This is a genomic window from uncultured Microbacterium sp. (assembly GCF_964244775.1).
Lineage (GTDB): Bacteria > Actinomycetota > Actinomycetes > Actinomycetales > Microbacteriaceae > Microbacterium.
The window spans coordinates 58,893-69,790 of the sequence record NZ_CAXTJR010000014.1; the positions used below are offsets into that span (position 1 = coordinate 58,893).

At 68.6% G+C, this 10,898-nt stretch carries 9 protein-coding genes; 5 read left to right on the plus strand and 4 right to left on the minus strand.

Features of this window, described 5'->3' with window-relative positions; all coding sequences use genetic code 11:
- Positions 1-556 precede the first annotated feature (556 nt).
- A complete protein-coding gene (locus ACFE6Z_RS15815) occupies positions 557-1,951 on the plus strand; it encodes an amidohydrolase family protein (RefSeq protein ID WP_375386665.1) in 1,395 nt (464 codons plus the stop codon).
- Positions 1,952-1,960: 9 nt separating this feature from the next.
- Here the strand turns inward: ACFE6Z_RS15815 and ACFE6Z_RS15820 are convergent, their stop codons facing one another.
- On the minus strand, positions 1,961-2,494 hold the full coding sequence (locus tag ACFE6Z_RS15820; RefSeq protein ID WP_375386672.1) for an adenine phosphoribosyltransferase: 534 nt from the start codon (positions 2,492-2,494) through the stop codon (positions 1,961-1,963).
- 63 nt (positions 2,495-2,557) lie between these two features.
- Here ACFE6Z_RS15820 and ACFE6Z_RS15825 point away from each other — a divergent pair, with 63 nt between their 5' ends.
- The 4 genes from ACFE6Z_RS15825 to ACFE6Z_RS15840 all read left to right on the plus strand — a co-directional run bounded on the left by ACFE6Z_RS15825 (position 2,558) and on the right by ACFE6Z_RS15840 (position 8,071).
- Complete coding sequence (locus ACFE6Z_RS15825; RefSeq protein ID WP_375386666.1) at positions 2,558-4,243, plus strand: alpha-amylase family glycosyl hydrolase; 1,686 nt, start codon at positions 2,558-2,560, stop codon at positions 4,241-4,243.
- A 131-nt stretch (positions 4,244-4,374) separates the two neighbouring features.
- Positions 4,375-5,619 carry an amidohydrolase gene (locus ACFE6Z_RS15830; RefSeq protein ID WP_375386667.1) on the plus strand — a complete coding sequence of 415 codons (1,245 nt, stop codon included), beginning with the start codon at positions 4,375-4,377 and terminating at the stop codon, positions 5,617-5,619.
- A 185-nt stretch (positions 5,620-5,804) separates the two neighbouring features.
- Positions 5,805-6,791 carry an LLM class flavin-dependent oxidoreductase gene (locus tag ACFE6Z_RS15835; RefSeq protein ID WP_375386668.1) on the plus strand — a complete coding sequence of 329 codons (987 nt, stop codon included), beginning with the start codon at positions 5,805-5,807 and terminating at the stop codon, positions 6,789-6,791.
- Complete coding sequence (locus tag ACFE6Z_RS15840) at positions 6,788-8,071, plus strand: NtaA/DmoA family FMN-dependent monooxygenase (protein WP_375386669.1); 1,284 nt, start codon at positions 6,788-6,790, stop codon at positions 8,069-8,071. The genes ACFE6Z_RS15835 and ACFE6Z_RS15840 overlap by 4 nt, the downstream gene beginning before the upstream one ends.
- Here ACFE6Z_RS15840 and ACFE6Z_RS15845 read toward each other — a convergent pair.
- From ACFE6Z_RS15845 to ACFE6Z_RS15855, 3 genes are read right to left on the minus strand one after another with little or no spacing between them, the layout of a single operon-like run.
- Positions 8,063-8,956: a TerC family protein gene (locus tag ACFE6Z_RS15845; RefSeq protein ID WP_375386670.1), complete on the minus strand. Its 894-nt coding sequence runs from the start codon at positions 8,954-8,956 to the stop codon at positions 8,063-8,065. The two genes, ACFE6Z_RS15840 and ACFE6Z_RS15845, sit on opposite strands and share 9 nt — an antisense overlap.
- Positions 8,957-8,992: 36 nt before the next feature.
- The gene (locus tag ACFE6Z_RS15850; protein WP_375386671.1) at positions 8,993-9,973 is read right to left on the minus strand and encodes an SRPBCC domain-containing protein; all 981 of its coding nucleotides are present in this window, start codon (positions 9,971-9,973) and stop codon (positions 8,993-8,995) included.
- A gap of 1 nt (position 9,974) precedes the next feature.
- Positions 9,975-10,325: an ArsR/SmtB family transcription factor gene (locus ACFE6Z_RS15855; protein WP_375386673.1), complete on the minus strand. Its 351-nt coding sequence runs from the start codon at positions 10,323-10,325 to the stop codon at positions 9,975-9,977.
- Positions 10,326-10,898 lie beyond the last annotated feature (573 nt).

Below are 10,898 nucleotides of genomic sequence, written 5' to 3' on the forward strand. Positions count from 1 at the left end.
CCACCCGACTCTTCTCAGAGTCGGATGGATCGGTCTGTTTGCGGGGCTGGCTATTCCGTTCGGAGCTTCTCTGATTGCCATCGTCTTGCTCCGGAATCTCCCGTGCACGGAGGGCGTGGCGTGGACTTTCGCGCCGCTCGTGATCGGCTGCACTCCACTGTCAGCTGCTCGCATCATTGTGGGTTGGATCGGCACATGCGCAACCTTGGGTGCTCTCGCGATCGCGATCGGCGTGGCCGCAATAGCGGTGTGGAATGCCGTCCGCGCGCGATTCGATTCGAGTCACACCCCGGGCATTTGCTTTGGAGTGACGGTGCTCGCAGTGGCGGCGGCTGTAGCGTTGGTGCTGGCGTCCAATCCGGACGCACTGTGGGGATCGAACGCGTGGGTGTTCTTCGCCTCGGCGACCGGGCTCGCAACGTCTGTTGTCGGGTTGGTGATAGCCATCACGTCGCGGACAGTGATGCTGAGACGACATCCCTGATCTGGGGCGGAAATCGCAGCCGGCACGGGTGGTGAGTGCCCACCCCGAGCCCGATCCCTGAGGAGGTGGCCCATGATCTACCGCGGACATCTCATCCACATCGCCGGCAGTCCCGCGCTCGACGAGGCAGCCGACGCTCTGATCTCGGAGGTCGACGGCGTACTCGCCGTCGACGCGCAGGGCCGGGTCGCGTATGCCGGCGCCTGGCGCGATCTTCCGCCCGAGCTGGCCGCGGACGTGGTCGTCGACAGCGGCGGGTACCTACTCCCCGGCTTCGTCGACACCCACCTGCACTACCCGCAGACGTTCACCACCGACGCGTTCGGCGGCGGCGAGCTGCTGGAATGGCTCGAGCGCTGCGTGTTCCCCGCCGAGGCGCGGCTCGCCGACCCCGCCTACGCGGATGCGATCGCCGCCCAGTTCGTACGGCGCCGGATCGCGGTCGGCACGACGGCGGCGATGGTGTTCGGCTCTGCGTTTCCGACGGCGCAGGGCGCTCTCTTCGAGAAGTCGCTCGGCGCGGGCCTGCGGATCGTCAGCGGCCGCGGCATCCAGACCACCGGTCCAGAATCTGCCGCGCCGCTCCTCACCGACGACGACACGGCGATCGGCCTGACCCGCGACGAGATCGCGCGCTGGCACGGGCGCGAGCTCAGCGGTTTCGCGGCCGACGCCCGTGACGCGCTCGTCCAGGTCGCGGTGGTGCCGCGATTCAGCCTGTCGGTCACGACGGAGACCCTCGGGCGCCTCGGCGACCTCTACGCCGAGGTGCGCGAGGCGGGGGTCTACTTCCACTCGCACCTCAACGAGAACGACCGCCCCCACGACGGCGAGATCGCCGCGGTGCGCGACCTGTACGGCGTGGAGGCCTATCTCGACACGTACGACGGGCTCTTCCTGCCCGGATCCCAGCGCGGTGGTGAGTCTCTGCTCGGGCGGCGCAGCATCCTGGCCCATTCGGTGCACTCCCTCGAGCGCGAGCTGCACCGCATGGCCGAGACCGGATCGTCGATCGCGCACTGCCCGACCTCGCAGCTGTTCCTGGGCAGCGGCACGATGCCGTGGCGGCGCACGGTCACCTCGGGCGTGAACATCGCGGTCGGCACCGACGTGGGCGCGGGCGACGAGTGGCTGATCCCACGCGTGCTCAACGACGCCTTCAAGGTGCACATGAGCGAGGAGGGGCTGCTCGCACAGGCGATCGCTCCGGCGCAGCTGCTGTTCCTCGGCACGCTCGCCGGGGCGCGTGCCCTTGATCAGGAGCGCCTGCTCGGTAACTTCGATGTCGGCAAGGACGCGGATTTCGTGATCGTGGATGCTGCGGCCCAACCCGGCTTCGACACCGCCCTGGCCTTTGCGGCCGAGCAGAGCGCCGAGGCCCACCTGTTCACCCTGCTGATGGGGATGCGCGAGGCCGCGGTCGCGGCTGTGCACGTGCGCGGGCGAAAAGTCGACCCCGGTCGCTGAGACGCCGCGTCAGCCGTGGAGCAGCGCCGTCACCGGCATCCCGGCGAGCACCGTGCGCCCCCCGAGGGCGTCCAACTCCATGAGCACGGCCGTGCCGACGACCACTCCGCCGAGCTGGCCGATGAGGTCGTGTGCCGCGGCGATCGTGCCTCCCGTCGCGAGCACGTCGTCAACGAGCAGCACGCGGGTGCCGTCGGCGATGTCGTCGTGCGCTTCGATCGTCGCGGTGGCGTACTCGAGTGTGTACGAAACGGATGCCGCGGGTCGGGGCAGCTTGCCCGCTTTACGGATCGGCACGAGCCCGACCTCCGCAGCGACGGCGATCGCCCCGGCAAGCAGGAACCCGCGCGCCTCGACGCCGGCGACGACGTCGAAAGTGCCGGCGAAGGGCTCGATGAGGGCGTCGATGCACGCGCGCAGGCCCGCGGCATCCGCCAGCAACGGTGTGATGTCGCGGAAGAGGATGCCCGGTTCGGGATAGTCCGGGATGCTGCGGATCAGCGACTCGGCTCGCTCGAGCGCGGCGGTCGTCGGATCGGGGATCGGCACGCGCCCACCCTACCCGCGGCCGGAGAGCGCCTCGGAGCGTCACGTATTCTGGAGCGCATGACCTCGCCCGACGTGTCCCTGCTCGCGCACGGGCTCGCCTCCCGCCCCGGACGAGAATGGTGGCGTTCGGCCGTCATCTACCAGATCTACCCGCGCTCGTTCGCGGACGCGAACGGCGATGGCATCGGCGACCTCCGCGGCATCGCCGCTCACCTCGACGACCTGCTCGACCTCGGTGTCGATGCGATATGGCTCTCGCCGTTCATGACCTCCCCGCAGAAGGATGCCGGCTACGACGTCGCGGATTATTGCGACGTCGACCCGCTGTTCGGAACCCTGGCCGACTTCGACGAACTGCTCGCGCAGGCGCACGGCCGCGGCATCCGGCTGATCGTCGATCTCGTCCCGAACCATTCGTCCGATCAGCACGTGTGGTTCCAGGCGGCTCTCGCCGCCGAGCCAGGAAGCCCCGAGCGGGCGCGCTATATGTTCCGCGACGGCAAGGGCGCGAACGGCGAGATCGCTCCCAACAACTGGGAGTCGGTCTTCGGCGGTCCGGCATGGACCCGCATCGTCGAGGCCGACGGCACGCCCGGTCAGTGGTACCTGCACCTGTTCGACTCGTCGCAGCCCGACTTCGACTGGTCGAACCCCGAGGTGTGGGCCGAGTTCCGCCGCATCCTGCGCTTCTGGCTCGACCGGGGGGTCGACGGCTTCCGCGTCGACGTCGCGCACGGGCTGGTCAAGGCCGAAGGCCTTCCCGACTACACGCCCCACCCCGAGGGCGGATCGATGGGCGGCGACGAGGCCGACGTGCCGTACTGGGGCCAGCGCGGCGTGCACGACGTATACCGCGACTGGCATAAAGTGCTCGCCGAGTACGACGGCGATCGCGCGCTGTGCGCCGAGGCCTGGCTGCCGACGATCGAGAAGACCGCGCTCTGGGTGCGGCCCGACGAGATGCACCAGGCGTTCAATTTCGCATACCTCGAGACGCCCTGGAAGGAGACCGAGCTCAAGGACGTGATCGACGAGTCGCTGCGCGACTACGCGGCCATCGGCGCGCCGAGCACGTGGGTGCTGTCCAATCACGACGTCGTCCGGCACGCCAGCCGCCTCGCGCTGACGGCCGAGAATCCGCAGGGGTCCGGAGTCGGGCCGCGATCAGCGGGGCAGCCCATCCCCGAGCTCGGACTTCGCCGCGCCCGCGCTGCGACGGCGCTGATGCTCGCCCTGCCGGGGTCGAGCTACCTATATCAGGGCGAAGAGCTCGGGCTCCCCGAGGTGATCGACCTGCCGGACGATGCCCGCCAAGACCCGACGTGGTTCCGCACGCACGGCGAGAAGTACGGGAGGGACGGATGCCGCGTCCCGCTCCCCTGGGAGGCATCGGCGCCCGCGTACGGCTTCAACGACACGGGCGCCGCGTGGCTTCCGCAGCCCGCCGAGTGGGCGCGATTCGCCTGCGAGGTGCAGCGCGGCGACGACTCGTCGACGCTCTCGATGTACCGTGATGCGCTGCGGGCGCGGCGCGCGCACGGCCTCGGGCTCGGCGCGCTCGAGTGGCTTCCGGCGCAGGCCGATGTGCTGGCGTTCCGCAACGGCGAGGTGACCGTGCTGACGAACTTCGGGGCGACCCCGGTCGAGATCCCGGAGGGGTCGGAAGTGCTGCTGAGCAGCGAGCCCCTCGCGGGGACCGCGATCCCGCAGGACGTGACCGTTTGGCTGGTCGCCGCGCCCTGACCCGCAATGCACCCTCGGCTCCCGCAATTCACCCTCGGCGAGGGTGCATTGCGAAGATCGAGGGTGCATTGCGAAGATCGAGGGTGCATTGCGGCAGGGGACGGCGCCGGGGCCGCGGATAGGCTCGGGGCATGACGATCGATCTCGAAGCGCTCTACATCGACCTGCATCGCCACCCTGAGCTCTCGTTCCAGGAGACGCGCACCGCGGGAGTCGTCGCGGCGAACCTGGCCGAGCTGGGCATCGAGTTCGAAGAGGGCATCGGCAAGACGGGCATCGCGGCTGTGATCCGCAACCCTTCGGCAGGCTCAGGGACCGAGGGGCCCGTCGTCTGGCTGCGCGCCGACATGGATGCTCTTCCCGTGCGCGAGCAGACGGGCCTCGAGTACGCCAGCACGGCGCGCGGCACCGATCCCGCCGGCAACGACGTCCCCGTGATGCACGCGTGCGGGCACGACATGCACGTCACGGCGATGCTCGGCGCGCTCGAGAAGCTCGCAAGCTGCAAGGACGAATGGTCGGGCACGATCGTCGTCGTCTTCCAGCCTGCCGAGGAGTATGGCGCGGGCGCTCAGGCGATGATCGCCGACGGCGTGCTCGACCGCTTCCCCCGCCCCGATATCGTGCTCGGCCAGCACCTCACACCTCTGCCGTCCGGCGTGATCGGCGTGCGCCCTGGTACGCAGATGGCTGCCTCCGACGGCCTCACCGTGACCCTCTTCGGCCGCGGCGGGCACGGCTCGCGCCCGCACTCGACGATCGATCCGGTCGTCATGGCCGCCGCGACCGTCATGCGGCTCCAGACGGTCGTCTCGCGCGAGGTCGATCCGCGCGACGTCGCCGTCGTCACCGTCGGATCGATCCATGCGGGGCTCAAGAACAACATCATCCCCGCCGAAGCAAAGCTCGAGCTCAGCCTGCGCTACCCCGACGACACGGCCCGCACACGAGTGATCGAGAAGGTGGAGCGGATCGTGCGGGCGGAGGCCGCAGCATCCGGCGCAGAAGTGCCTCCCCAGATCGTCACCGACCACACCCTCCCGCCGACGATCAACGACGAGACCGCGACCGCCCGCCTCATCGCGGCGTTCGAGGGCGCCTTCGGCGAAGGCGCAGTCGTCGACCCCGGCATGTTCACGGGCAGCGAAGACGTCTCATGGTTCGCCCGCGAAGCGGAAGTGCCGCTCGTGTACTGGTTTTGGGGTGGCGTGGATCCGCAGAAATACGCGGATGCTGCGGCCGGCGGCACCCTCGATCGCGACGTACCCACCAACCATTCGCCGTTCTTCGCACCGGTGCTGCATCCGACGCTCGAGCGCGGCGTCGACACGCTCGTGGTCGCGGCGAAGGAGTTCCTCGGCCCTGCTCGACCTTGAGATAGCGCGTCAGCTCCCGCACCGGCGATGTGACGAATTGTGTTGCCGCGTGAATGCGCGTGACGATGCGTGACCGGCGGTGATGCGCGGTGACCCCACCTCCGTGGAAGGGTTGAGTCTGGAACTGGTCCCGCTCCGACTCCGGCGCGGAAGACCCCAGCGATGAGTGAAAGCAGAGTGGCCCGATGACCGCGTCGAACATCCGCATCGCTGGGGCTCTCGAGCCCCTCATCATCGGGGTGGACCTGCCGGCGAGCGCGGGTGCGGATGACGCGCCCCAGCGCGTGATCGATGCGATCGTCGCCGTGGACGCCGCGGAGGTTGACTTCATCGTCATCTCCGACGGCTACCTCGCGCGCGAAGACGCCCTGGCGGTCGACAGCGGCACCCTCGCCAACTTCGCAGCGCCGCGCACCCGGTACGCGGCGCTGGTGCCCGTCATCACGACGACGCACACCGAGCCCTTCCACGTCGCAAAGGTCGTTCAGACCCTCGACTTCGTCAGTCGCGGCCGCGCCGGGTGGCAGCCGGGAGTCGAGACGGATGCTCGCATCGCGGCGCTCTTCGGACGCAAGGGCGTCGAGGACGACGCCACGCTCTGGGCCGAGGCCGACGAGGTCATCGACGTCGTCAGCCGTCTCTGGGACAGCTGGGAGGACGACGCCGAGATCCGCGACGTCGACACGGGTCGGTTCATCGATCGCGACCGCGTGCACCACGTCGATTTCGTCGGGCGATTCCTCTCCGTGAAGGGGCCCTCGATCGTGCCGCGGAGCCCGCAGGGGCAGCCGCCGATCGTCGTCCGGGTCGACGACGAAGACGACGATGCCCCGGCCGTCGCCGCCGCGCGGGCGGACGTCATCCGCGTGTCTGCGGCGGGAGTCGCACGTGCACGGAAGGCCGTGCAGGAGAGCGGGCGTTCGGGCGTCGCCGTCCTCGTCGATCTCGCCGCCTCGGATTCGCCTCACGGCGACGCAGGACGTGCCGTCTCGATTCGCCAGGAGACCGGCGCCGACGGGGCCGTTATCGTGTTCGACCGGCTCCCCGACGAGGTCGAGGGCGTCGCCGAGGCCCTGCGCGGCATCGCATCGGGTCGGGGCGGAACCTTCCGCGATCGCCTGGGCCTCGCCAGGCCCGTCAGCCGCTACGTTCGCGAAGGGATCTCCGCATGACCGCCAAGCGCCGCGTGCACCTGGCCGCGCATTTCCCCGGGGTGAACAGCACCACGATCTGGTCCGATCCGCGCGCGGGCAGCCAGATCGACTTCGCGTCGTTCGAGCATTTCGGCCGGACCGCCGAGCGCGGCCTGTTCGACTTCGTGTTCCTCGCCGAGGGTCTGCGGGTGCGGGAGCATGCCGGTCGCATCCACGATCTGGATGTCGTCGGTCGCCCCGACTCGATCTCGGTGCTCGCCGCGGTCGCCGCCATCACCGAGCGGGTGGGACTGGTTGCGACGCTGAATACGACCTACAACGAGCCGTACGAGCTCGCGCGCCAGCTGCTTTCGCTCGATGTCCTTTCCGGTGGTCGCGCCGGGTGGAATGTCGTGACGACCAACGACGCCTTCACCGGAGCGAACTTCCGTCGCGGCGGCTATCTCGACTCCGCCGATCGCTACCGCCGAGCCGACGACTTCGTCGAGCTCGCGCGGGCGCTGTGGGAGCACGCGGGCACGCGGACCGAGACGGTGTTCGAGAGCGACTTCTTCGACGTGCGCGCGCGATTGGACGCGCCGCCGAGCCCGCAGGGCCGGCCGGTGATCCTGCAGGCCGGAGTGTCTGCGGAGGGACGCGACTTCGCGGCTCGCTACGCGGACGCGATCTTCTCGCCGTTCGCGACTCTCGCGCCCGCGCAGGAGTTCTTCGAGGACGTGAAGGCGCGCGTCGTCGCCGCGGGCCGCCGGCCCGACGATCTCAAGATCCTCCCCGGCGCGACCTTCGTGCTCGGCGACAGCGCGGGCGACGCCGAGGAGCGCTACCGATTCGAGCGCGCCGCGCAGATCAGCGGGGCCACCGCACTGCGCACGCTCGAGGCCGTGTGGGGCCGCGAACTCAGCGACTTCGACCCCGACGGCCCCCTTCCTCCGCTCGACCTCGTCGTCACCGGCACTCAGCTCGCCCAGGGGCGCGCGACCATCCACCAAGACACCCGGGGGGTGGCGGAAGCCTGGCACTCCCGCGCAGAGGCCGAAGGCCTCAGCATCCGTCAGGCTGTCATCACGAAAGACGCCAGGCCGCCGTTCATCGGCACACCGCAGGACGTCGCCGAGCGCCTCGACGAGTTCGTGCAGGCCGGCGGCAGCGATGGGTTCATCCTCGTGCCCACGATCACCCCGACGGGTCTTGACGAGTTCACCGAGAAGGTGATCCCGCTCCTGCAGGAGCGGGGCGTCTACCCGACCGAGTACGCCGACGCGACGCTCCGCTCGCACCTGGACACGCCGCTACCCTAGCCCCGCGCGCTCCTCGCTCCCGTCGGGCCGCCCCTGCACGGGCTTGCGCGAAAGGCCGACGGATCCCGCATCCGCGGCACTCGACAGCGCCGCGGCGACGGCGACCGACTCATCGACGTCGGGATACTGCGGGCGCAACTGCACCGCGCTCTGCCGCTTCTTCTCACGCGCCGCGTTGCGCGCCGCGTACGTGAGGTTGAGGGCCTCGACGAGGATCGCGAAGGCCATCGGAGCGTAGATGAGCGCCTTGTCGATGTGAACGCCGAAGCCCTCGGCGACCAGGAACACCCCGATCAGGAGGAGGAACGAGAGGGCGAGCATCTTGACGGTCGGATGCTTGTTGACGAACGTGAAGATGAATCTCGAGGCGAAGAGCATGATGCCGAACGAGAGCACGACGACGGTGATGATGACGAGGAGGTTCTCGGTCATGCCGACCGCGGTGATGACCGAGTCGAGCGAGAACACGATGTCCAGCAGCAGGATCTGCGTCAGCACCGATGCGAACGTGACCCGCTTGGGCCCTGCCGCGTCCTGCTCTTCGGCGCCCTCGAGCTTGTGGTGGATCTCGGTCACCGCCTTGTAGACGAGGAAGATCCCGCCGGCGATGAGGATGAAGTCCTTCCACGAGAAGCCCATTCCGAACAGCACGACGATGTCTTCCTTCAGCGTGATGATCCAGCCGGCGAAGAATACCAGCAGCACGCGGATCAGCATCGCCAGCGTCAGCCCGAGGTTGCGCGCTCGCGCTTGCTGCTCTACCGGCAGCTTGGAGGCGAGGATCGAGATGAAGATCACGTTGTCGACGCCCAGGACGACCTCGAGGACGAACAGCGTCAGGAACACCGCGAGCAGATCGGGCGTGAAGGCGAAGGAGAAGTCCACGCCGCCATCGTAGGCGGCGGCGGTGAAGCGCGCCGGTCAGGCCGCGATGAGCACGCGCTCGAGGCGCGCGTAGCTCGCTTCCATGCCGTCGGTCATGCCGGTTGCCAGCACCATGTCGCGGGTCTCGGCGTCCGGGTACTCGATGAGCGTCGTGACCAGCGTCACACCGTCCTCCTCCTCGAGGCTGAGGTCGTTCAGCGTCGCCGGGTAGTCGGTGCCGGTCATGCGCTCGGTGTTCGTCAGCCGGCGCCCCGGTACGACGACGAGGTTCTCACCGTCGAACCCGAACGGCTCGCCGCGAGCAGGGTCGTCCGGCTCCCACGCGTAGCGGTACGACGTGCCCTCTTCCGGCGTGAAGTCGCACACGGTCATGCGCCAGCCATCCGGGCCGAGCAGCCACTGCCTGAGCAGCTCGGGCTCGGTGTGGGCGCGCCAGACGATGTCGCGCGGTCCTTCGATGAGCCGCGTGATGCGCACGTGCTGATCGTCGAGGATCTCGGTGCGCGTGCCTTTTCCCTGCGCGTAGGCGCGGAGTCCTTCCAGCACGCGATCGAGCTGGTTCATCGCCATCGTCGAGCCCTCGACGGCGCCCATCGCGACGACCTGCTCGAGTGCTTCGGCCGACGTGAAGTGGCTCGTGCTGACGAGCTTCGACCCCGTGGCCGTCGACTCGAATGACAGCACCATGCGCATCGAGGGCATTCCCTCGATCGGTGCGCCGGTCTCATCGGCGAACGAGTCGAGCACGGCAAACGAGCGGGGCGCGTCGATCTCGATGAACTCCCAGCGCCCGCCCGACTTCTCGCCCTGCGGGCTCGTCATGAAGTAGTTCGCGTGGGCACCGACGGCGAAGTCGAACGCCGTGAACGTGGACGGCCACCCCGGAGGGCCCCAGAAGCGCCCGAGCTGCTCAGGGTCGGTGAAGACCGACCAGAGCCGCTCGACGGGGGCGGAGAACTCCGCCTCGAGCGTCATGGTGAGCGCTTCGGGATCGGTCGTGACGGCGGTGACGGGCATGTCACTCTCCTTTGTTTTCAGGTTCGGTCAGGAGCGCGTCCAGGCGGTCTATGCGGGCGCGCCACATGTCTTCGAAGCGCCCGAGCAGTGTGCGGGCGCGGGCGATCATGGCCGGGTTTGCGCGCACGAGGCGCTCGCGCCCTTCGGCGCGCTTGACGATGAGGTGGGCGGACTCGAGCACCGCGACGTGCTTCTGCACCGCGGCGAACGACATGTCGTAGTCCGCGGCGACCTTCGAGATCGACAGCTCTGAATCGATCGTCCGGCGGACGATATCGCGTCGCGTCGCATCTGCGAGGGCATGGAAGACGCGGTCGATCTCTTCATCGCTGAGCTCCCGTTGTGCAACCATTTGGTTGTAGATTAGCGAGCGGATGCTGTTCGCGCAAGAGTCGCTCGTGTCGGAAACGTGTTCTCGCTGCACTTGGGACCCTTTCGTTGCACTGGTCTCCGTTGTCGTTGCATCGGATGCGGCAAAACGCCGGTGCGGCTCCGAGAGCTGCGCTCGTGCAGCGGGAGCATCAGCGTCAGGCACACAGCGTTGTGCGCCTGACGAGGAGGCATCCAGATGCGGCCGGTCCACATCGCGAAGCAGATCACGACCCGGCGTCGTTCGGCAGGTACCGAGCTGCACTGGATATCGCGATTGGACGAGGCCGGCGTCGGGGTCGGACAGCAGCACGCCGTTACCAGCAGAGAACTCGGCGGACGGGACTGGGCTGCGATTGATCCGGTGAAGGTGCGCACTTCGAAAGGCGTCCGTCACTACTTCACCGGCGCGCTGTACTTCTGGGAGCGCACACGCAGTCATGTGTGGTGCGAGTCCCAAGCTGAGCGCTGGGAAGTCCTGTGGCTGGACTACGGCGGGCAGGTTAGCTGTGATGTCCAGAGACGTTGTTGCGTGAATCGCGGTTGAGCTGCTGAC

Coding starts and splice junctions, on each gene's coding strand:
- ACFE6Z_RS15840 (WP_375386669.1), top strand. CDS start 6,788: ATGACCGCCAAGCGCCGCGTGCACCTGGCCGCGCATTTCCCCGGGGTG.
- ACFE6Z_RS15850 (WP_375386671.1), bottom strand. CDS start 9,973: ATGCCCGTCACCGCCGTCACGACCGATCCCGAAGCGCTCACCATGACG.
- ACFE6Z_RS15855 (WP_375386673.1), bottom strand. CDS start 10,325: ATGGTTGCACAACGGGAGCTCAGCGATGAAGAGATCGACCGCGTCTTC.
- ACFE6Z_RS15815 (WP_375386665.1), top strand. CDS start 557: ATGATCTACCGCGGACATCTCATCCACATCGCCGGCAGTCCCGCGCTC.
- ACFE6Z_RS15830 (WP_375386667.1), top strand. CDS start 4,375: ATGACGATCGATCTCGAAGCGCTCTACATCGACCTGCATCGCCACCCT.
- ACFE6Z_RS15825 (WP_375386666.1), top strand. CDS start 2,558: ATGACCTCGCCCGACGTGTCCCTGCTCGCGCACGGGCTCGCCTCCCGC.
- ACFE6Z_RS15835 (WP_375386668.1), top strand. CDS start 5,805: ATGACCGCGTCGAACATCCGCATCGCTGGGGCTCTCGAGCCCCTCATC.